This window comes from Klebsiella pasteurii, assembly GCF_018139045.1.
Classification (GTDB): Bacteria; Pseudomonadota; Gammaproteobacteria; order Enterobacterales; family Enterobacteriaceae; genus Klebsiella; species Klebsiella grimontii.
In genome coordinates this window covers 4,956,643-4,977,377 of sequence record NZ_CP073236.1, presented here as the reverse complement: position 1 = coordinate 4,977,377, position 20,735 = coordinate 4,956,643, and the positions used below count along the sequence as shown (strand labels likewise).

The following is a 20,735-nucleotide window of genomic DNA, read 5'->3' as shown; positions in this document are numbered from 1 at the left end:
AAAATATGCAACGACAGCGCGGATTCACCTTACTGGAAATCATGGTGGTGATTGTTATCCTCGGCGTGCTCGCCAGCCTCGTGGTGCCCAACCTGATGGGCAACAAGGAAAAGGCCGACCGGCAAAAAGTGGTCAGCGATCTTGTGGCGCTCGAGGGCGCGCTGGACATGTATAAACTGGACAACAGCCGCTATCCCACCACCGAGCAGGGGCTGCAGGCGCTGGTCAGCGCGCCATCCGCCGAGCCGCACGCGCGCAACTATCCCGAAGGCGGCTATATTCGCCGTCTGCCGCAGGATCCCTGGGGCAGCGATTACCAGCTACTGAGCCCCGGCCAGCACGGACAGGTGGATATTTTCAGCCTTGGGCCGGACGGCGTGCCGGAGAGCAATGACGATATCGGCAACTGGACGATCGGGAAGAAATAGTGCGACAGCGCGGCTTTACGTTGCTGGAGATGATGCTCATTTTGCTGCTGATGGGGGTCAGCGCGGGCATGGTGCTGCTGGCCTTCCCCGCCTCGCGCGACGATAGCGCGGCGCAGACGCTGGCGCGCTTTGAAGCGCAGCTGCACTTTGTCCAGCAGCGAGGGCTGCAAACCGGCCAGTTCTTTGGCGTCTCGGTGCACCCAGACCGCTGGCAGTTTCTGGTTCTGGAGGCCCGCGATGGCGCCGATCCGGCACCCGCCGACGACGGCTGGAGCGGCTATCGCTGGCTGCCGCTGCGCGCCGGACGCGTCGCCACTTCGGGCAGAAGCGCCGGGGGCAAGCTGAACCTCGCCTTTCCGCAGGGCGATGCCTGGACGCCGGGCGACAATCCCGATGTGCTGATCTTTCCCGGCGGGGAGATGACGCCGTTCCGGCTGACCATCGGCGAGGCGCCAGGTATCGCGTATAACGCCCGCGGCAAAAGCCTGCCCGAAGCGCAGGAGGCGCAATGAAAAAGCAGTCCGGTATGACGCTGATTGAAGTCATGGTCGCCCTGGTCGTCTTCGCTCTCGCCGGGCTGGCGGTGATGCAGGCCACGCTCCAGCAAACCCGCCAGTTGGGACGCATGGAGGAGAAAACCCTCGCTAGCTGGCTGGCGGACAATCAGCTGGTACAGCTCCGGTTGGAAAACCGCTGGCCAGCGCTGAGCTGGTCGGAAACCACGGTGCAGGCGGCAGGCATCAGCTGGCATATTCGCTGGCAGGGGGTGGAGACCGACCTGCCTCAGCTGCGGGCTCTGGACGTCGAGGTCCGCCACGCCAAAAGCGATAAGACCGCGATCTCTTCGCTGCGCACCTACGTGACGTCGCCATGATCCGGCGCTCAAGCGGCTTTACCCTCGTCGAAATGCTGCTGGCGCTGGCCATTCTCGCCGCGCTCAGCGTCGCCGCGGTCACGGTGCTGCAAAACGTGATGCGCGCCGATACGCTCACCCGCGATAAGGGCGGGCGCATGCAGGCGTTACAGCAAACGTTCAGCCAGATGGCGGCGGACTTTAGCCAAATCATTCCCCGCCGCAGCCGCGACAGCGCGAGCCTGTTTTTTGCCGGGCGCTTTCAGCTCGGCAGCGACGACTGGGCGATCGCCTTTAGCCGCAACGGCTGGCCCAATCCTTTGGGGCTCCTGCCGCGTTCGGAAATTCAGAACGTCAGCTACCGCCTGCGCGACAGCCAGCTGGAACGTCTGAGCTACGAGCAGCAGGACCCGCTGCCCGGTAGCCAACCAACGGTGACTATTGTGCTGCGCGGCGTGCGGGCATTTGGCCTGCGTTTTTACGCCAGCGGCCGCTGGCAGGATGAATGGCTGCAGACGCAGACGCTGCCGCAGGGGCTGGAAGTCACCCTGACGCTGGAGCCGTACGGCGAGATCCGCCGACTGTTTCTGCTTACGCCGGGAGGCAGTCGATGAACAACCGCCAGCGCGGCGTCGCCCTGCTCATGGTGCTGCTGATCCTCGCCCTGATGATGGTGCTGGCGAGCGCCATGACCGAGCGCAGCGCGCGGATGTACCAGCAGACCGCCACCACCCTCGATAACCTGCAGGCCAAATGGTACGCGCTGGGGGCGGAAACCCTCGCGGCTGCGCTGCTGCAACGCGACACGATCGACTCGCCGAACCAGACCCATCTGGCGCAGAACTGGGCCCAGCAGGGACGCCGCTTTACGGTCAATGACGGCGAGATCTACGCCACAATGACCGACGCTCAGGCCTGCTTCAACCTCAACGCCATTAACCAGCGTGGCGACGACGAAAGCGACGAAATACCTTACCCCGCACAGATCTTTACCCGACTCCTGGAGAACCTCGGCAGCGAGCCGCTGCGCGCCTTACAGCTGACCGCCGCCCTGCGCGACTGGGTCGATGACGATCGCCAGGCCCTACTGAACGGCGCGGAAGACGAAGTCTATATGGCGCAATCCCCCGGCTATCTGACCGGCAATCAGCCGCTGCAGGACGTCAGCGAGCTGCGCCTGCTGGCCGGGATGGACGCCGCGCTCTATCAGCGCCTGTTGCCATTTGTCTGCGCCCTTCCGGAGGATGCGCTGCAGGTGAACGTCAATACCCTGCAGCCCGCTCAGGCCGCGCTGCTGGCGGCGATCTTCCCCGCTGAACTCACCGTCTCTGAAGCCCGGCAGCTAGTACAAACCCGCGCGGCTACCGGCTGGAGCAGCGTCGCCGCCTTCCTGTCGCAACCGACATTACAAAAAATCGATACCGCCGCCGCGCGTCCGTGGCTGGCGGTGCGCAGCGAGCGTTTTATCGCCACCTTTAGCGTGGTGATGGGCAGCGCCCGCTATCAGCAACGCAGCCTCTTGCAAAAGCAGGGGCGTACCTTCGGCGTCGTCCAGCGGCGCTACGGAATCTATTGGGTAGCCGATGAATAACCACCATACCTCTTCCGCCGCCGTGCTGATTGTTCGCCTCAATCCTGATGCCGTGACGGCGATATGGCGGCTTGCCGCGCCGGGCGACGCGGCGCAGGCCGGAGAGTGGCATCCTGACGCTGACGATCGGACGCTCAGCCTGCTGGCGCAGCGCCATCCGGCCTGGGTACTGGTGCCCGCCAGCGACTGCGCATTTCATCGCGTCACTCTGCCCGCCGGGGCGCGCAGAAGACCACAGCAGGCGCTGGGGTTTTTACTCGAAGAACAGCTGGCGACGGAGGTTGAGGAGAGCCACTTTGCCCTGCTCCACCAGCACAAAACCGACTGCGCCGTGGCGGTGGTCGGGCGGGAAAAGATGCGCGCCTGGCAGGCCTGGTGCGAGGGGCTCGGACTGAACGTGCTGGCCCTGACGCCGGATGTCCTTACCCTACCGCACAGTCCCACCGCCTGGAGCGCCGTACGCTGCGGCGAGCAATGGCTGTTTCGCTGTGATTCGTGGGGCGGAATGGCGGTGGAAACCGTATGGCTCGACCCGTTGCTGACCCACTGGCAAGACCTCGCGCCCATCGCCTGCTACTCGCCGCCGCCGGATATCGCCGCGCCGTGGCAGCCTCTCCCGGCGCAGGATCTGCTGGCGCTGGCGGCGGCCAATCCCGATGCGCGCAGAATCTGCTTACGCCAGGGCGATTTTGCTGCTAAACGCCGCCGGCAGCTGACGCCACGACGCTGGCGCCCGGCAATCGCCGGGGCGCTGGCGCTACTGCTGCTGTGGAGCGGTAATCGCCTCCACGATCATCTCATGCTGGGACAGCAGGCCGACGCCGCCGTGCAGGCCAGCCGTGATTTTTACCGCCAGTGGTTCAAAACGGAAAAGAACGTCGTCAACCCGCGCCAGCAAATGCAGCAGCATCTGCGAGAGATGAAAAACGCGGGCGCCCGGCCAGCGCTTATCTCGCGGCTCGGCGCGCTGCAGCAAATCATCGACGACACGCCGGGCATCCGCCTGCGGACGCTGAGCTTTGATGCCGCGCGCAACGCGCTGCAGCTGGAGATATCCGCCGTTTCCTCGCAGGCCATGGAGCAGTTCAGCCAGCGGGCGCGGGCGGGGTTTCGCGTGCAGACCGGCGAGATGAAGCCGCGCGCCGACGGTATTGAAGGGCGCCTGACGCTGGAGGGGGACGATGCATAACCTGCTCACCTTATGGCAACAGCGTACGCGCCGCGAACGGTATCTGCTGCTGGGGATGGTCGTAGCGCTGCTCATCGGCCTGGTCTATTACACGTTATGGCAGCCGTGGCAAAACCGCGAAGCGCAGTGGCGGCAAACGCTGGCCAGGGAGCAGGCCAGCCTGCAGTGGATGCGCCAGCAGACGCCCCTTCTCCGTCAGCTTAACCAGCGGAAACCTTCTGCCGCGCTGGAAGAACCCTCGACGGTGATTATGCGCGAAGCCGCCCGTCACGGCATCGCTATCGTTCGCCTGCAGCCGCAGGGCTCCCGCCTGAGCCTTACCGTACAGCCCGCCGATTTCCAGGCGCTGATGGCATGGCTGGACGCGCTGGGTCAGACGGGGATGACCACCGCCACCCTGGCGGTGACCGCCGTGGCGCAGCAGCCCGGTTGGGTGACGATTAATACGCTAGTGCTGGAGCGCAGCGATGAAAAATAGACTCACTATCGGCCTGCTACTGGCGGCGATCTATCTCTTCTGGCTGCTGCTCAGCGCGCCGGCGCGTCTGCTGGCTCTGGCGCTACCGGAAGGCGCGCGGCTCGTCGAACCAACAGGCACCCTGTGGAAGGGAGAAGCCCTTCAGGCCAGCTGGCGCGGCGTTGAATTAGCCTATTTACGCTGGGAATTTGGCTTCTCGTCCTGGCTTCCCGGCTGGCATATCCGTTTTAACGATCCTTCCGGTCTGCGCGGCCAGGTCTGGCTGCACGGTCTGAACGAATTCGTGGTGCGCGAGGGCCGACTCGAAGCTCCGGCCCGTTTAATCAGCCAGCGGCTAGCGCTGGGTATGCCGCTGGAAGCCCGCGGTCAGCTGGTGATGACGCTGCCGGAGGCCAGCTTTAACGCCAACGGCTGCCGACAGATGACCGCCAGCACCGTGCAGTGGCGGGACGCGGCGCTCAGCTCCCCCGCCGGGTCGCTCGAACTGGCCCAGGTCAACGGCAAATTAAGCTGTACCCCGGCGGGCGCCCTGGCTGTCGCCCTGACCCAGGACTCCCATCAGCTCAGCCTCACCGGACAGGGCGTTCTAACGCCCGACGGGCGCTATACGTTTAACGGTACGCTACAACCTCGTCAGGCGGCTCCGGCACTGCTGACGCTGCTGCTCGCGCAAAACGGCCGTAAAGATGAGCAGGGACGTATACCGTGGCGGTGGCAAGGAGAGTGGCTATCCGAGGAGAAAAAATAATGTTCGAAAACATCGCGTTATTACCCGAGTTCGCCGCGCAATACCCGTCAATCTGGGGCGGCTTTTTATTCCTGTCCGGACTGGCGTTCGGCAGCTTTTTTAACGTCGTTATCCATCGTTTACCGCTGATGATGGCGCACGCAGAGGGAATCAATCTCTGTTTTCCCGCGTCGTTCTGTCCGCAGTGCCGTGAGCCCATCGCCTGGCGGGACAATATCCCGCTGCTGAGCTTCCTGTTTCTTAAGGGACGTTCGCGCTGCTGCGGGGAACCCATCTCGCCTCGTTATCCTCTGATGGAGCTGGCGACCGGCGCGCTGTTTATGCTGGTCGGATACCTGATACCTCCGGGCATACCGCTGCTGGGCGGCTTGCTTCTGCTGTCGGTTCTACTGATTCTTGCTACCATCGACGCGCAAACGCAGCTGCTGCCGGACGGGTTGACGCTACCGCTGCTGTGGGCCGGTCTGCTGTTCAATCTTTCCGATACCTTCGCGCCGCTGGCGGAGGCGGTCATTGGCGCGATGGCCGGGTATTTGTCGCTGTGGTCGGTGTACTGGGTGTTCCGTCTGCTGACCGGTAAAGAGGCGCTGGGCTACGGCGATTTCAAGCTGCTGGCGGCGCTCGGCGCGTGGCTCGGCTGGCAGGCGCTGCCGCAGACGCTGCTGCTGGCTTCCGCCAGCGGCCTGGTCTGGACGCTGCTGCAGCGCCTGATAACCCGGCAGTCGCTCCAGCAGCCTTTGGCCTTCGGGCCCTGGCTGGCGCTGGCGGGCGGCGGCATCTTTTTGTGGAGCCAGGTATAAAATATCCCCTGCTCGCGCTGCGCTTAGCAGGGCTACGGGCGGTGCTGGTCCGGTAGCCCGGGTAAGGCGCTTACGCCGCAACCCGGAAACTCTCCGGTTACGAATACTTTTTGGTGCGCCGGGTCGGGGCGGTATTGGCCGGATCGTCCGGCCAGACATGCTTCGGATAGCGCCCTTTCATCTCTTTTTGCACTTCGCGGTAGCTCCCCTGCCAGAATGCGCCTAAATCGCGGGTGATCTGCAGCGGGCGCTGCGCCGGCGACAGCAGCTCCAGCACCAGCGGCACCCGCCCCTGAGCGATGGTCGGGGTCGTCGCCTCGCCAAACATCTCCTGCATCCGCACCGCCAGCGCCGGAGGATTATCATCGTGATAACGAATCGCGATGCGGCTACCGGTCGGCACCGTATAGTGCGTGGGCAGTTCGCTGTCCAGCTTCTGGCGCAGCGGCCACGGCAGCCAGTTTTGCAGCGCCTGACGCACGTCCAGCGCCTTCAGCGCGCGCAGCGAATGGACGCCCGCCATCTGCGGCAGCAGCCACTGTTCAAGCGAGGCCAGCAGCGATGCCTCATCAACGGCCGGCCATGCCTCCTCCGGCAGCCACTGCGCCGCGCAGTGCAGTCGCAAACGCAGCTGCTCCGCTTCCGGCGTCCAGTTAAGCACGCTCAGCCCCTTCTCGCGGATCCCGTTGAGCATCGCCTGATGCAACTCCTCTTCCGACGGCTTCGCCAGCGGCTGGGTCTTAATCACCAGGCGTCCGATACAGGTGCGCCGCCAGGCCTTCAGCGTGCCTAACGCCTCATCCCACTCGACGATATCGGAGCGCTGGGCCAGCGCCGGACACCGCTCAATCAGCGCGTGAATATCGACCGGCAGCGCCAGCAGGATCCGGGCGTCCGGCGATGCACTCCCTTGCAGCAGCAGTGGCGCAATCAACAATTCGTGGCGGCCCAGCGCATCGTCGGCGTCGAGCATCGCCCCCATCCCGTTAGCCAGTTGGTAGCGCCCCTCCTGGCCGCGGCGATGGGCGATACGGTCGGCAAAAGCGGAGGCCAGCAGCGCCGCGATTCTGTCGGCGTCGGGCTGACCGCCGCGCACCGTCAGCCTTTTCATCAGCTGCTGCGCCCGCTGCTGCCAGTTGCCCTGCGGACGGGCAAACGCCGCGCTAAGATCGCTATTGCCGCCGCGCGGCGGCTCTTCAAGGATCGCCGCCAGTTTAGCCGCCGTGGCGGCGCTATCGGCATCCTCCGCCGCGGTCAGCATCGCCGCCAGGCGCGGATCGTTGCCCAACGCCGCCATTTTGCGCCCGTGCGCCGACAGCCGCTCGCCTTCCAGCGCAGAAAGGTCGGTGAGCAGACGCCGGGCCGCAGCCAGGTTGTTCGAAGGCGGCAGATCCAGCCAGCTGAGCTGGGCCGGGTCCTGGCATCCCCACTGCAACAGCTCCAGCAGCAGCGAAGACAGATCGCTCTGCAGGATTTCCGGGTCGCCCTGCGCCGCAGCGCGCTCGGCCTGCTCTTTAGCGAGCAGATGCAGGCAGATCCCCGGTTCCAGACGCCCGGCGCGTCCGGCGCGCTGGGTCATCGAGGCCTGGCTGATCCGCTGCGTGACCAGGCGAGTGAGTCCGGTGCGGGCGTCAAAGCGGGCGACGCGCTCCTGGGCGCTATCCACCACCAGACGAATCCCCTCAATGGTCAGACTGGTTTCGGCGATATTGGTCGCCAGCACCACCTTGCGCATCCCGGCAGGCGCAGGCAGTATCGCCTTGCGCTGCTCGTTCAGCGGTAGCGCGCCGTACAGGGGGCAAAGGATCACATCGCTCGCCACCCGCTCCGCCAGCCGCTCCTGTACCCGTTGGATCTCTCCGACGCCGGGCAGAAATAGCAGCATTGAACCGTTCTCGCTACGCAACAGTTCCGCAGCGGCAATCGCCACCCCTTCGTCAAACCGTTGATGGGCCGGCAGAGGCAGAAAACGCCGCTCAACCGGAAACGCGCGCCCTTCGGAAACGATAACCGGCGCCTCCGGCAGCAGACGCTGCAGGCGCTCATTATCGAGCGTCGCCGACATAATCAGCAGCTTGAGATCGTCGCGCAGCCCCTGCTGTACGTCGAGCAGCAGCGCCAGCGCCAGATCCGCCTGCAGGCTGCGCTCGTGAAACTCATCGAGGATCGCCAGCCCCACGCCGCTCAGCTCCGGATCGCGCTGGATCATCCGCGTCAAAATGCCTTCCGTCACCACTTCGAGGCGCGTGTTCGGCCCGACGCAGGTCTCCGCGCGCATGCGGTAGCCCACGGTCTCGCCGGGCTTCTCCCCCAGCAGTTCCGCCAGCCGCTGCGCCACGTTACGCGCCGCCAGCCGCCGCGGCTCCAGCAGGATAATGCGCCCGCTAATTTCACCCTGCGCGAGGATTTGCAGCGGCAGCCAGGTGGATTTCCCGGCGCCGGTTGGCGCATTAAGCAGAACCTGCGGCGCATGCCGCAGGGCAGAAAGAAGTTCAGGGAGGACGGCGGCAACCGGCAATGAGGACACGAAGCGCTCCGGAGGTTAACATTTGCGGGCAAGCATTGTAGCATCCCGGTAATTCATTACCGAGTCTCTATCATGTCCGAGCCGAAAAGGCTGTTTTTCGCCCTTGAACTTCCCGCAGAAGTTCAGCAGCAGATCGTTCACTGGCGCGCCGCCAGCTTTCCCGAAGATGCGGGTCGACCGGTGACGGCGGCAAACCTCCATCTGACGCTGGCGTTTCTTGGCGAAGTGAGCGCGGATAAACAGCGGGCGCTATCAGCAATGGCCGAACGAATTCGCCAGCCGGGCTTTACCCTGACCCTTGACGATGCCGGGCAGTGGCTGCGTTCGCGAGTGGTATGGCTGGGCACTCGTCAGCCGCCGCGCGGGGTTCTGCAATTAGCGAATATGCTGCGCGCCCAGGCCGCCCGCAGCGGCTGCTATCAGAGCCCGCAGCCGTTTCATCCGCATGTCACCCTGCTGCGCGACGCGCGCCACGCGGTGCCTATTCCGCCGCCCGGATTTCGCTGGGCGTTTGCGGTCAACGAATTTGTGCTCTACGAATCCAGCTTTAGCCGCGGCCGTACCCGCTACAAGGCGCTGGAACGTTACCCTTTCGACAAGGAAAGCTGATGCTATTTACTCCCCCGCTACGGTCCGCCACCCTCATTAAACGTTACAAACGGTTTCTCGCGGATGTGGTCACCCCCGACGGTCGCGAGCTGACCCTGCACTGCCCCAATACCGGCGCCATGACCGGCTGCGCCGCGCCGGGCGATACCGTCTGGTATTCGACTTCAGATAATCCTAAACGCAAATATGCCCACACGTGGGAAATTACCGAAACCGTAGAAGGCGCGACAATTTGTGTTAATACTCTACGTGCTAACACGTTGGCGAAAGAGGCGATTCTGGCGGGAAATATTCCCGAGCTTTTGGGCTATAACACGCTGAAAAGCGAAGTGAAGTATGGTGATGAAAGCAGCCGCATTGATATTCTGTTACAAGCAGATGACCAACAAAACTGCTATATTGAAGTGAAATCGGTTACGTTGGCGGAAAAGGAATACGGTTACTTCCCCGATGCGGTTACCGAACGCGGCCAGAAGCACCTGCGGGAGCTGATGAGCGTGGCGGCGGCGGGCGATCGGGCGGTGATTTTGTTCGCCGTGCTGCACTCGGCGATCGACCGTTTCTCTCCCGCGCATCATATTGATGCCAGATACGCACAGCTATTGATTGAGGCGCAAAACAAGGGGGTGGAAATTCTCGCGTACAAGGCGGAACTTTCTACTGAGATGATGACTCTGAATAAGCCGATTACCGTGGTGTTAACCCCCGGTAAATAAACGGCTAAATAGTATTCGGGTCGCGAGCGCAAATACGCTTTTCCTCACAGGGTTGTCAAGTGTAACGTTTAGATAATTGCTATCCGGAAAAGCATCTGCTATTTATAGCGGCCTGATTTTTCCCCCAACACGGGGATCGATAGTGCGTGTTAAGGAGAAGCAACATGCAAGAAGGGCAAAACCGTAAAACATCGTCCCTGAGTATTCTCTCCATCGCTGGGGTGGAGCCGTACCAAGTGAAGCCGGGCGAAGAGTATATGAACGAAGCCCAGCTGGCGCACTTCAAGCGCATTCTTGAAGCGTGGCGTAATCAACTTAGGGATGAAGTGGATCGCACCGTAACGCATATGCAGGATGAAGCTGCTAACTTCCCGGATCCGGTAGACCGTGCCGCTCAGGAAGAAGAGTTCAGCCTGGAGCTGCGTAACCGCGACCGCGAACGTAAACTGATCAAAAAGATCGAGAAAACGCTGAAAAAAGTCGAAGACGAAGATTTCGGTTTCTGTGAATCCTGTGGCGTCGAGATTGGTATCCGTCGTCTGGAAGCGCGTCCGACCGCCGACCTGTGCATTGATTGCAAAACGCTGGCGGAAATTCGCGAAAAACAGATGGCAGGCTAATTCACTTCGCTGGCACATCTCTGGCGGGAGCTTTCTCCCGCCCTGATGTTTTAGTCATATCATGAAAGATTCACACTACATCGGGCGCTTTGCCCCCTCACCTTCCGGCGAACTCCACTTCGGTTCATTGATTGCCGCGCTTGGCAGCTATCTGCAGGCTCGGGCGCAGAACGGTATCTGGCGCGTGCGCATTGAAGATATCGATCCGCCGCGAGAAGTCCCAGGCGCCGCAGACACCATTCTTCGTCAATTAGAACACTACGGCCTGCACTGGGACGGAGAGGTACTCTGGCAGTCAAAACGCCACGAAGCTTATCGCGAGCGCCTCGCCTGGCTGCGCGAGCAGGGCCTCTGCTACTACTGCACCTGCACCCGCGCGCGTACCCACGCTATTGGCGGTATTTACGACGGCCACTGCCGGGATTTACGCCTCGGCGCGGAAAACGCCGCTCTGCGCCTGCGGCAAACGCGTCCTGTCCTTGAATTTTACGATCGGCTGCGCGGTACGCTCGTCGCCAATGAGCCGCTGGCGCGGGAAGATTTTATTATCCACCGTCGCGATGGGCTGTTCGCCTATAATCTGGCGGTGGTGGTGGACGATCATTTTCAGGGCGTCAGCGAAATCGTCCGCGGCGCCGATCTTATCGAGCCGACGGTGCGGCAAATTTCGCTCTATCAGCATTTTGGCTGGCAGGCGCCGGACTATATCCATTTGCCGCTGGCCCTCAACGCGCAGGGCAATAAACTGTCGAAGCAAAACCACGCTCCGGCGCTGCCTGAAGGCGATCCGCGCCCGGAAATTGTGCGGGCGTTAACGTTTCTTAATCAGGATGTCATTCAGGAATGGCAGACGCTCTGTATTGAGGATTTACTCAAGTACGCGATAGCGAACTGGCGGCCGGAGCAAATCCAGCATTCTCAAATGCGTTCCGCTGAGCTATGATTAGCCGCTATTTTTTTGTCCTGAAGTCCGTCTGACACTACGAGGTGTACCATTTTTACCCGAGTCGCTAATTTTTGCCGTAAGGTGCTAAGCCGTGAAGAGCGCGAGGCAGAAGCCGCCGTCGAACAATTACATATGACGGTTATCCCGCGCGAGCAGCATGCAATTTCCCGCAAAGATATCAGTGAAAATGCCCTCAAGGTCATGTACAGACTCAATAAGGCGGGCTACGAATCGTGGCTGGTCGGCGGCGGCGTACGCGATCTGCTGCTGGGCAAAAAACCTAAAGATTTTGACGTCACCACCAACGCGACTCCGGAACAGGTCCGTAAGCTGTTCCGCAACTGCCGTCTGGTAGGCCGCCGCTTCCGCCTGGCGCACGTGATGTTCGGACCGGAAATTATCGAAGTCGCCACCTTTCGCGGCCATCATGAAGGCCACACTACCGATCGCATCACCTCCCAGCGCGGCCAGAACGGCATGCTGCTGCGCGACAACATCTTCGGTTCGATTGAAGAAGATGCCCAGCGCCGCGACTTTACCATCAACAGCCTCTACTACAGCGTGGCGGATTTCACCGTCCGCGACTACGTCGGTGGCATGAAAGATCTGCAGGATGGCGTCGTCCGCCTGATCGGCGATCCGGAAACCCGCTATCGCGAAGATCCGGTGCGCATGCTGCGCGCGGTGCGTTTTGCGGCGAAGCTTAATATGAGCATCAGCGAAGAGACCGCCGAGCCGATCCCGCGCCTGGCGACGCTGCTGCACGATGTGCCGCCGGCGCGTCTGTTTGAAGAAGTCCTGAAGCTGCTGCAGGCCGGCGACGGTTATGAAACCTATATCCTGCTGCGCGAATATAATCTGTTCCAGCCGCTGTTCCCGACCATTACCCGCTACTTCACCGAGCGCGGCGATAGTCCAATGGAGCGCATCATCAGCCAGGTGCTAAAGAATACCGATACCCGCATTCGCAACGATATGCGCGTTAACCCGGCGTTCCTGTTCGCGGTAATGTTCTGGTACCCGCTGCTGGAAACGGCGCAGAAAATCGCTCAGGAGAGCGGGCTGGCCTACTACGATGCCTTCGCGTTGGCGATGAACGACGTGCTGGACGAGGCCTGCCGTACGCTGGCCATCCCGAAACGTATTACCACTCTGGTGCGCGATATCTGGCAGCTTCAGCTGCGGATGTCCCGCCGTCAGGGTAAACGCGCGTGGAAGCTAATGGAGCATCCAAAATTCCGCGCCGCCTACGATCTGCTGGAGCTGCGCGCCGGCGCCGAAAACAGCAGCGAGCTGCAGCGTCTGACCAAATGGTGGGGCGAGTTCCAGGTCGCCGCGCCGCCGGATCAGAAAGATATGCTGGATGATTTAGGCGACGATCCGGCCCCGCGCCGCCGCCACCGTCGTCCGCGCAAACGCGCGCCGCGCCGCGAAGGTAGCGCATGACGCTCGTCTATATCGCGATTGGCAGCAATCTGGCCTCTCCGCTGGAGCAGGTCAACGCTGCCGTTAACGCGCTGGCGGACATACCCGAAAGCCGGGTAATAAGGGTTTCCTCTTTCTACCGCACGCCGCCCCTGGGGCCGCAGGATCAACCTGACTACCTCAACGCCGCCGTCGCGCTGGAAACCGCGCTGGCCGCAGAAGAGCTGCTCAACAACACCCAGCGTATTGAACTGCATCAGGGCCGCACGCGTAAAGCCGAACGCTGGGGACCGCGCACGCTGGACCTCGACATCATGCTGTTCGGCGATGAAGTGATTACTAGCCCGCGCCTGACCGTACCGCACTACGATATGAAAAACCGCGGTTTTATGCTGTGGCCGCTGTTTGAAATCGCCCCCGACCTGCGTTTCCCCGACGGTCCGGCATTACCGGCTGTTCTGGCAAATCTCGGCGCGGAAAAACCCGCTCTCTGGTAATAACCCTTCGTTTTTAACAATTACGGCGATCGTGGTAATCGGTTGCCTAAAACCATTGCCCCCCTGAATGCTGCTGTTAGAATGCCGGTTAATATGACTTTCATCATCAGGAAACGTTATGAAACCGACCACAATCGCCCTGCTGCAGAAATGTAAACAGGAGAAGAAACGCTTCGCCACTATCACCGCCTACGACTACAGCTTTGCAAAGCTGTTCGCCGATGAGGGTATTAACGTGATGCTGGTCGGCGATTCGCTGGGCATGACGGTGCAGGGCCACGATTCCACCCTGCCGGTGACCGTTGAAGACATCGCCTATCACACGCGTGCGGTACGCCGCGGCGCGCCGAACTGTTTGCTGCTCGCTGACCTGCCGTTTATGGCTTACGCCACGCCGGAACAAACCTTTGAGAACGCCGCCATCGTCATGCGCGCGGGAGCCAATATGGTCAAAATCGAGGGCGGAGCCTGGCTGGCGGATACCGTGAAAATGCTTGCCGAGCGTGCGGTACCGGTGTGCGGACACCTCGGTCTGACCCCGCAGTCGGTGAACGTCTTCGGCGGGTATAAAATTCAGGGCCGCGGCGATGCCGGGCAAGTTCTGCTGGATGATGCGCTGGCGCTGGAAGCGGCGGGCGCGCAGCTGCTGGTGCTGGAGTGCGTACCGGTTGAGCTGGCGAAACACGTCACCGAGGCGTTAACCATCCCGGTGATTGGTATCGGCGCGGGCAACGTTACTGACGGACAAATCCTCGTCATGCATGACGCTTTCGGTATTACCGGCGGCCATATTCCAAAATTCGCCAAAAATTTCCTGAGCACAGCGGGCGACATGCGCGCCGCGGTACGGCAATATGTTGCCGAAGTGGAGTCCGGCGTCTATCCGGGCGAAGAACACAGTTTCCATTAAGGAGTGTTGTTGTGCTGATTATTGAAACCCTGCCGCTGCTGCGCCAGCATATCCGCCGTTTACGCCAGGAGGGCAAGCGCATTGCGCTGGTTCCCACCATGGGCAACCTGCACGATGGCCATATGAAGCTGGTTGATACCGCCAAAGCCAGCGCAGATGTGGTGGTGGCCAGTATCTTCGTCAACCCAATGCAGTTTGACCGCGCTGAGGATCTGGCGCGCTATCCGCGCACCCTGCAGGACGATTGCGAAAAGCTGAACAAACGGAAGGTCGATTTGGTCTTCGCGCCTGCCGCGGCGGAAATCTACCCGCAGGGTACCGAAAGCCAGACCTACGTCGATGTCCCGGGGCTGTCGACGATGCTTGAGGGCGCCAGCCGTCCAGGCCACTTCCGCGGCGTTTCCACTATCGTTAGCAAACTGTTCAACCTGATCCAACCGGACGTCGCCTGCTTCGGCGAAAAAGACTTCCAGCAGCTGGCGCTGATCCGCAAAATGGTCGCGGATATGGGCTACGACATCGAGATTATCGGCGTACCGATTATGCGCGCGAAAGATGGGCTGGCGCTGAGTTCGCGCAACGGCTATCTCAGCGCAGAGCAGCGCAAAATCGCTCCAGGGCTATATAAGGTGATGAATCGCGCGGCGGAGAAACTGGCGGCCGGCGAGCGCAACCTTGATGAGTTGATCGCGATTGCCGGGCAGGAGCTGAACGAACAAGGCTTCCGCGCCGATGATATCCAGATCCGCGACGCCGATACGCTGCTCGATTTGACCGAAAGCAGCCAGCGCGCGGTGATCCTGATGGCGGCGTGGCTCGGCGAAGCGCGTTTGATCGACAACCAGATAGTGGCGCTCGCTCGGTAGACACGGGTTAAAAATCGGGCAATACTGCCAGGAATTTCCTCAAGGCGGACGTCACGCCCGCTTTGTTATCGTTAAGCTTTAAAGGTAGACGTTATGATTCGTAATATGCTGCAGGGCAAACTCCACCGCGTTAAAGTCACGCAGGCCGACCTGCACTATGAAGGCTCCTGCGCTATTGATCAGGATTTCCTGGATGCGTCCGGCATCCTGGAAAACGAGGCTATTCATATCTGGAACGTGACCAACGGTAATCGTTTCTCCACCTACGCTATCGCCGCGGAGCGCGGTTCGCGAATTATCTCCGTTAACGGCGCGGCGGCGCATTGTGCCAGCGTCGGTGATATTCTGATTATCGCCAGCTTCGTTATGATGCCTGACGAAGAAGCCCGCGCCTGGCAGCCGAAAGTGGCCTATTTTGAAGGCGAGAATGAAATGAAGCGCCAGGCAAAAGCCATTCCGGTACAGGTTGCCTGATCTACCCCTGCGGCTGGTTGCTTATCAGCCGCGACATGGTTTCCAGCGAATCCGTTCTTAATATATACAGCCTCTTCAATAAGAACGGATTATCCCCCGGTTTTACCTTTCCTCTTACCGTCGTCACTGCCAGATGAAAACCAGCGTCATTCGCCGCCTGAACCGCCGTGGCGTTATAGCCGCCAAACGGGTAAGAGAGATACTGTACGTGCGGATTAAACTGCGCCAGCGCCCGCCGCGAATGCTCAAAATCAAACAGAATATTGTGATAGCTGCGGCTGAGTAGAATTGGATGACGTTCGGCATCAACCCGATGCAGAAAATGGGTATGCGACTGCACGTCAAAAACGTCCTGAATCTGTTTTAGCTCGGAAACACTCATAAACTGCAGCGATTTTGGCGCCCATTTCTGCGGATGGCGCTTAATGCGCGACGAGATAATAAAAGCCGTAGCGTGAAAGCCATACTGCTTGAGAATCGGGTAGGCATAGCGGTTGACCGACTTCAGCCCGTCGTCAAAGGTGATCACCACCGAGCGCGCCGGAAGGTTCACTTTATTACGCAGATAGCCCTCAAGCTGATACATACTCAGCGTGGTATAGCCCTGGTCGCGTAGCCAGGTCATCTGATTGCTGAAGGCGCGAACGGAAGTCGTTGTTGAGGTATGGCGAAAGCGGGTATTTTCTTCATCACGAAGAATATGGTGATAGGTAAGGATGGGGATGCCGTTATCTTCCTGGGCATCAAGGCTGCTCACCCACGCCAGCCGGTTGCCGATGCGAATCTGAAACCAGGTTTGATTCAACCGATCTTTGAGCTTGCTGATAATCGGGTAACGCAAATTACTCGCCAGGGTGCCAAATGGCGCGCTGCCAACGGCGGGGGCATCATATACTGGCGTATCTTTCCAGGTCATGAGGTTTTGGTTGCTCAGGGATTTATGCAGATCGCCCAGGCTGTCCTCAACTCGCTGCTTACCCTGTACCGGCTCCAGGTGGCCTTTATCAATAAAGCCGGTCGCAAAGCCAAAATTAAACTCATAGTAATCCGCCGCCGTCGGTACTACCGCCAGTATTTGTCCTGCCCGTACGTTGCCGACGCTCACTACCTGATTGCCCACCTGCGCCCAGATATCGGCATCTTCGGTCGTCTGCATATAACGTGCCGGGACACCCTGCTGGCTTAACAGACTGGCGGAGGCGCCGAGCGTCGTGAACAGGAGGAGTAAAGCAAGAATTCGGGCAAACATGCGCATCGAACCGGTAGACAAGAACTGCCGTCATTGTAACAAAAGCATCATCAATACCAATGCTTAATTCCCGTACGGCTCATGCAGTAGTCGAAAAGGCGGATTTTTTTGCTGTTGATGCCAGAGGCTGCTCACCGCCGGGCCTCCAGCGCTGACAATGGCGTGTCGGAAAGCTTCGCTGCTCAGGTTCTGGCGCAGCAAATACATACTTTCCAGTAATGAATAGTCGATCCCGGAAATCACTTCACAGTGGGTGTGCTTATGGCTCATCAGCGCCGCCACGCGATAAGGCGCCGCGCCGGTTTTATCGGTCAGAAAAATAACCCCTTCTCCGCCATCCGTCTCGTGCAGCGCGTCGCACATCATGCGGCTCAGCATATTGCTGCTGAGATTACGCCAGTAGTTAACCGCCCGACACTGCGTCAGCGGCCCAAACTTTTTCTCCAGACGATCCAGCATCTCCTGCGCCAGTTCGTCATGACAGGTAATCACCCAACCTAACATCGCCTACCTCCTTAGCAGGCAAACAATTTAGCAAGGGAAGCGATAAATATCGGTGATGGCAATCAAAATTGTTTGCTGGCGCTTCGCTTAACTGCGCAGCGAAGCGCCATGAACGGCTAAATTAGCTGCGCAGCCCGCGCCCGCGCTGGATCAGATACCAACACAAAATATAAAATGCGACGATAAACACCACCAGCACGCCGAAGGTGGTGGCCAGCGGAACATCGTTAATCCCGAGGAAGCCGTAGCGGAAGCCGCTGATCATATAGACAATCGGGTTCAGATGCGACAGGCCTTGCCAGAACGGCGGCAGCAGGGTCAGCGAATAAAAAACCCCGCCGAGGTAGGTCAGCGGCGTCAGCACGAAGGTCGGAATGAGGCTGATATCATCAAAGGTTTTGGCAAACACCGCGTTCAGCAGACCGGCCAGTGAAAATAACACGGCGGTCAGCACCAGGGTCAGGGCGACAAATACCCACGAGTGAACCTGGAACGGTACGAAAAACAGCGAAATCGCCGTCACCAGAATCCCGACGCACAGACCGCGGGCAACGCCGCCGCCCACATAGCCGGCGATCACCACATGGGTGGGGACCGGCGCGACCAGCAGTTCTTCAATATTGCGCTGAAATTTCGCGCTGAAGAATGATGAAGCGACGTTGGCGTAAGCGTTGGTGATCACCGCCATCATAATCAGCCCCGGCACGATAAACTGCATATAGGTAAAACCGTGCATTTCACCGATGCGCGAGCCAATCAGGTTACCGAAAATGACAAAGTAAAGGGTCATCGTTATGACCGGCGGCACCAGCGTCTGGATCCAGATACGCATAAAGCGATGGATCTCTTTGGTCCAGATGCTTTTCAGCGCGACCCAATAAAGCTGCATCATGCCGATTCTCCTTTCCGATCGTGTACCAGCGTGACAAACAGCTCTTCCAGACGGTTAGCTTTGTTACGCATACTTAATACCTGTATTCCCTGCGCGCTCAATTGCGTAAATACGCTGTTAATCCCCTGCTCGCGCAGCACCTCAACCTCCAGCGTCGACGTATCAACCAGACGATACTGATAGCCTTCCAGTACCGGTAACGGGCTTTTGGGAGCCAGATCGAGAATAAAGGTTTCTGATTTCAGCTTGGAAAGCAGCGCCTTCATCGACGTGTTTTCCACCAGCTCGCCGTTCTGAATAATACCGATATTGCGACACAGCATTTCGGCTTCTTCCAGATAGTGGGTCGTCAGGATGATCGTGGTGCCTTTATCATTCAGATCTTTCAGGAATCCCCACATCGAACGACGCAGCTCAATATCCACTCCCGCCGTTGGCTCATCGAGAATCAGCAGCTTCGGTTCATGCATCAACGCACGGGCAATCATCAGGCGGCGCTTCATGCCGCCGGAGAGCATCCGCGCGCGTTCGTTGCGCTTTTCCCAAAGATCGAGCTGTTTGAGGTACTTTTCGCTACGGGCGATGGCTTCTTTGCGCTCAACGCCGTAGTAGCCCGCCTGGTGAATGACAATCTGCTGTACGGTTTCAAAGGGGTTAAAGTTGAACTCCTGCGGCACCAGGCCGAGCTGGCGTTTGGCGTTAACCACATCCTTTTGCAGGTCATAGCCAAACACGTTGACCTCACCGGAGGTTTTGTTCACCAGCGAACTGATAATGCCGATAGTGGTGGATTTTCCCGCGCCGTTCGGCCCCAGGAGCGCGTAAAAATCGCCCGCTTCTACCTGAAGATCGATTCCGCGCAGCGCCTGAACCCCGCCGGGGTAGGTTTTTTTGAGCTGTTTTAGTTCCAGAGCAATGGTCATTAAATGTCTCTTCTCGTGTCGTGACACGCGATGGGTTGTTTTAAAAAATGTGAGGTTAACCTATATTAGCGCAACGCACTTACTTGGTTACAGGCCCGTAAACATCCATGAACGATATAGATACACTCATCAGCAACAATGCACTATGGTCAAAAATGCTGGTGGAGGAAGACCCCGGTTTCTTTGAGAAACTGGCACAGGCGCAAAAGCCGCGCTTTCTGTGGATTGGATGTTCCGATAGCCGCGTTCCCGCTGAACGTTTGACCGGCCTGGAACCTGGCGAGCTGTTTGTACACCGTAACGTCGCCAACCTGGTGATTCATACCGATCTGAACTGTCTTTCCGTGGTGCAATACGCGGTCGACGTACTGGAAGTCGAACACATCATTATCTGTGGCCACTACGGCTGCGGCGGCGTGCAGGCGGCGATTGAAAATACCGAGCTAGGCCTTATCGACAACTGGCTGCTGCATATTCGCGATATCTGGTTTAAGCACAGCTCGCTGCTGGGAGAAATGCCCGAAGAGCGCCGCCTTGATACGCTGTGTGAATTGAATGTGATGGAGCAGGTTTACAACCTTGGCCATTCAACGATTATGCAGTCGGCGTGGAAGCGTGGACAGAAAGTGACGATTCACGGCTGGGCCTACGGTATTCACGACGGCATGTTACGCGATCTGGACGTGACCGCCGTCAGCCGCGAAACGCTGGAACAGCGCTATCGCCATGGAATTTCCAACCTTAAAAGCAAGCACGTCAATCACAAGTAATTCACGCGCCCCTCTTAATATCCCGGATAAGCCGGGATAGAAAATCCGCGTTACTCGTCCAGCAGCGTCACTTTGCCAATATATGGCAGGTGGCGATAGCGCTGAGCATAGTCGATGCCGTATCCCACCACGAACTCGTCCGGGATCGCAAAACCAACAAACTCAACCGGCACCTTCACTTCGCGGCGGCTTGGCTTATCGAGCAGTGTACAAATCGCCAGCGATTTCGGTTCACGCAGGCTGAGGATTTCGCGTACTTTTGACAGCGTGTTGCCAGAGTCGATGATGTCTTCCACTATCAGCACATCTTTACCGCGGATATCCTCATCCAGGTCTTTGAGGATTTTGACGTCACGGGTGGTAGACATGCCGCTACCGTAGCTGGAGGCGGTCATAAAATCGACTTCATGCGGTACCTGAACTTCACGGCACAGGTCGGCCATAAACATAAACGAGCCACGCAACAGCCCCACCAGCACCATTTCGCTGCCGCTATCTTTGTAGTGCTCGTTGATTTGGCGACCGAGCTCAGCAATACGGGCTTTGATCTCGGTTTCCGGGATCATCACTTCTACAGTATGTTTCATAAAACTAACCATTTGATTCTTAATGTAAATCATCAACTCCGCTGCGATTGCACCGACGTTGACCGGCAAGCCACGCAGTATACCAGCAAAAAGAAATATACGATGCAGTGATTAATAAAGCCCATTTTGTGAT

25 protein-coding genes are annotated in these 20,735 nt (G+C 59.3%); 19 read left to right on the top strand and 6 right to left on the bottom strand.

Going from position 1 to position 20,735, the window contains the following annotated elements; translation table 11 throughout:
- Positions 1-5: 5 nt before the first annotated feature.
- The 9 genes from gspG to KCG39_RS23295 are packed head-to-tail and all read left to right on the top strand — an operon-like array spanning position 6 to position 6,087.
- A complete protein-coding gene (gene gspG / locus KCG39_RS23335) occupies positions 6-428 on the top strand; it encodes a type II secretion system major pseudopilin GspG (protein WP_004098709.1) in 423 nt (140 codons plus the stop codon).
- Entirely contained in the window at positions 428-940 is a 513-nt protein-coding gene (gene gspH / locus KCG39_RS23330) for a type II secretion system minor pseudopilin GspH (RefSeq protein WP_049115509.1), read from the top strand. The genes gspG and gspH overlap by 1 nt, the downstream gene beginning before the upstream one ends.
- The gene (gene gspI / locus KCG39_RS23325) at positions 937-1,302 is read left to right on the top strand and encodes a type II secretion system minor pseudopilin GspI (protein ID WP_142468515.1); all 366 of its coding nucleotides are present in this window, start codon (positions 937-939) and stop codon (positions 1,300-1,302) included. The genes gspH and gspI overlap by 4 nt, the downstream gene beginning before the upstream one ends.
- Positions 1,299-1,895 (top strand): type II secretion system minor pseudopilin GspJ, encoded by a 597-nt coding sequence (gene gspJ, locus KCG39_RS23320; RefSeq protein ID WP_049115513.1) that lies wholly within the window; start codon positions 1,299-1,301, stop codon positions 1,893-1,895. Before gspI ends, gspJ begins: the two co-directional genes overlap by 4 nt.
- Positions 1,892-2,872, top strand: coding sequence for a type II secretion system minor pseudopilin GspK (gene gspK / locus KCG39_RS23315; RefSeq protein WP_049115516.1), 981 nt, complete (start codon positions 1,892-1,894; stop codon positions 2,870-2,872). Before gspJ ends, gspK begins: the two co-directional genes overlap by 4 nt.
- Positions 2,865-4,061 carry a type II secretion system protein GspL gene (gspL, locus tag KCG39_RS23310; RefSeq protein ID WP_142468516.1) on the top strand — a complete coding sequence of 399 codons (1,197 nt, stop codon included), beginning with the start codon at positions 2,865-2,867 and terminating at the stop codon, positions 4,059-4,061. The genes gspK and gspL overlap by 8 nt, the downstream gene beginning before the upstream one ends.
- Positions 4,054-4,539, top strand: coding sequence for a type II secretion system protein GspM (gspM, locus tag KCG39_RS23305; RefSeq protein ID WP_087828445.1), 486 nt, complete (start codon positions 4,054-4,056; stop codon positions 4,537-4,539). Before gspL ends, gspM begins: the two co-directional genes overlap by 8 nt.
- The gene (locus tag KCG39_RS23300) at positions 4,529-5,287 is read left to right on the top strand and encodes a type II secretion system protein N (protein ID WP_004129061.1); all 759 of its coding nucleotides are present in this window, start codon (positions 4,529-4,531) and stop codon (positions 5,285-5,287) included. Before gspM ends, KCG39_RS23300 begins: the two co-directional genes overlap by 11 nt.
- Positions 5,287-6,087 (top strand): prepilin peptidase, encoded by an 801-nt coding sequence (locus tag KCG39_RS23295; RefSeq protein WP_142468517.1) that lies wholly within the window; start codon positions 5,287-5,289, stop codon positions 6,085-6,087. The genes KCG39_RS23300 and KCG39_RS23295 overlap by 1 nt, the downstream gene beginning before the upstream one ends.
- A gap of 97 nt (positions 6,088-6,184) precedes the next feature.
- Here the strand turns inward: KCG39_RS23295 and hrpB are convergent, their stop codons facing one another.
- Positions 6,185-8,614, bottom strand: coding sequence for an ATP-dependent helicase HrpB (hrpB, locus tag KCG39_RS23290; RefSeq protein ID WP_211811479.1), 2,430 nt, complete (start codon positions 8,612-8,614; stop codon positions 6,185-6,187).
- Between the two features lie 72 nt (positions 8,615-8,686).
- Between hrpB and thpR the strand changes: the two genes are divergently transcribed.
- From thpR to panD, 9 genes are all read left to right on the top strand, one after another.
- Positions 8,687-9,223, top strand: coding sequence for an RNA 2',3'-cyclic phosphodiesterase (thpR, locus tag KCG39_RS23285; RefSeq protein WP_004129056.1), 537 nt, complete (start codon positions 8,687-8,689; stop codon positions 9,221-9,223).
- Positions 9,223-9,939 (top strand): DNA/RNA nuclease SfsA, encoded by a 717-nt coding sequence (gene sfsA / locus KCG39_RS23280; RefSeq protein WP_004129055.1) that lies wholly within the window; start codon positions 9,223-9,225, stop codon positions 9,937-9,939. The genes thpR and sfsA overlap by 1 nt, the downstream gene beginning before the upstream one ends.
- Positions 9,940-10,103: 164 nt before the next feature.
- Positions 10,104-10,559: an RNA polymerase-binding protein DksA gene (dksA, locus tag KCG39_RS23275; RefSeq protein WP_004098689.1), complete on the top strand. Its 456-nt coding sequence runs from the start codon at positions 10,104-10,106 to the stop codon at positions 10,557-10,559.
- 61 nt (positions 10,560-10,620) lie between these two features.
- A complete protein-coding gene (gluQRS, locus tag KCG39_RS23270; protein ID WP_004129053.1) occupies positions 10,621-11,502 on the top strand; it encodes a tRNA glutamyl-Q(34) synthetase GluQRS in 882 nt (293 codons plus the stop codon).
- A 51-nt stretch (positions 11,503-11,553) separates the two neighbouring features.
- Positions 11,554-12,951 carry a polynucleotide adenylyltransferase PcnB gene (gene pcnB / locus KCG39_RS23265; protein ID WP_075208596.1) on the top strand — a complete coding sequence of 466 codons (1,398 nt, stop codon included), beginning with the start codon at positions 11,554-11,556 and terminating at the stop codon, positions 12,949-12,951.
- On the top strand, positions 12,948-13,427 hold the full coding sequence (folK, locus tag KCG39_RS23260; protein WP_211811478.1) for a 2-amino-4-hydroxy-6-hydroxymethyldihydropteridine diphosphokinase: 480 nt from the start codon (positions 12,948-12,950) through the stop codon (positions 13,425-13,427). Before pcnB ends, folK begins: the two co-directional genes overlap by 4 nt.
- Positions 13,428-13,545: 118 nt before the next feature.
- A complete protein-coding gene (gene panB / locus KCG39_RS23255) occupies positions 13,546-14,337 on the top strand; it encodes a 3-methyl-2-oxobutanoate hydroxymethyltransferase (RefSeq protein WP_142468519.1) in 792 nt (263 codons plus the stop codon).
- 11 nt (positions 14,338-14,348) lie between these two features.
- Positions 14,349-15,203 (top strand): pantoate--beta-alanine ligase, encoded by an 855-nt coding sequence (panC, locus tag KCG39_RS23250; protein WP_087828450.1) that lies wholly within the window; start codon positions 14,349-14,351, stop codon positions 15,201-15,203.
- Between the two features lie 93 nt (positions 15,204-15,296).
- Complete coding sequence (gene panD, locus KCG39_RS23245; protein ID WP_004129045.1) at positions 15,297-15,677, top strand: aspartate 1-decarboxylase; 381 nt, start codon at positions 15,297-15,299, stop codon at positions 15,675-15,677.
- 1 nt (position 15,678) lies between these two features.
- On the opposite strand, the gene KCG39_RS23240 is transcribed toward panD, so the two are convergent.
- The 4 genes from KCG39_RS23240 to KCG39_RS23225 form a co-directional block, all read right to left on the bottom strand.
- Positions 15,679-16,932, bottom strand: a complete 1,254-nt coding sequence (locus KCG39_RS23240; RefSeq protein WP_004129044.1) for a polysaccharide deacetylase family protein — start codon at positions 16,930-16,932, stop codon at positions 15,679-15,681.
- A 57-nt stretch (positions 16,933-16,989) separates the two neighbouring features.
- Complete coding sequence (locus tag KCG39_RS23235; RefSeq protein ID WP_049114769.1) at positions 16,990-17,430, bottom strand: PTS sugar transporter subunit IIA; 441 nt, start codon at positions 17,428-17,430, stop codon at positions 16,990-16,992.
- A gap of 121 nt (positions 17,431-17,551) precedes the next feature.
- Entirely contained in the window at positions 17,552-18,322 is a 771-nt protein-coding gene (locus tag KCG39_RS23230) for an ABC transporter permease (RefSeq protein WP_004129040.1), read from the bottom strand.
- Positions 18,319-19,245, bottom strand: a complete 927-nt coding sequence (locus KCG39_RS23225) for an ABC transporter ATP-binding protein (protein WP_004872112.1) — start codon at positions 19,243-19,245, stop codon at positions 18,319-18,321. Before KCG39_RS23225 ends, KCG39_RS23230 begins: the two co-directional genes overlap by 4 nt.
- A gap of 107 nt (positions 19,246-19,352) precedes the next feature.
- Here KCG39_RS23225 and can point away from each other — a divergent pair, with 107 nt between their 5' ends.
- Positions 19,353-20,015: a carbonate dehydratase gene (can, locus tag KCG39_RS23220; protein ID WP_004129036.1), complete on the top strand. Its 663-nt coding sequence runs from the start codon at positions 19,353-19,355 to the stop codon at positions 20,013-20,015.
- Between the two features lie 50 nt (positions 20,016-20,065).
- Here can and hpt read toward each other — a convergent pair whose 3' ends face one another.
- A complete protein-coding gene (gene hpt / locus KCG39_RS23215; RefSeq protein ID WP_014227950.1) occupies positions 20,066-20,602 on the bottom strand; it encodes a hypoxanthine phosphoribosyltransferase in 537 nt (178 codons plus the stop codon).
- Positions 20,603-20,735 lie beyond the last annotated feature (133 nt).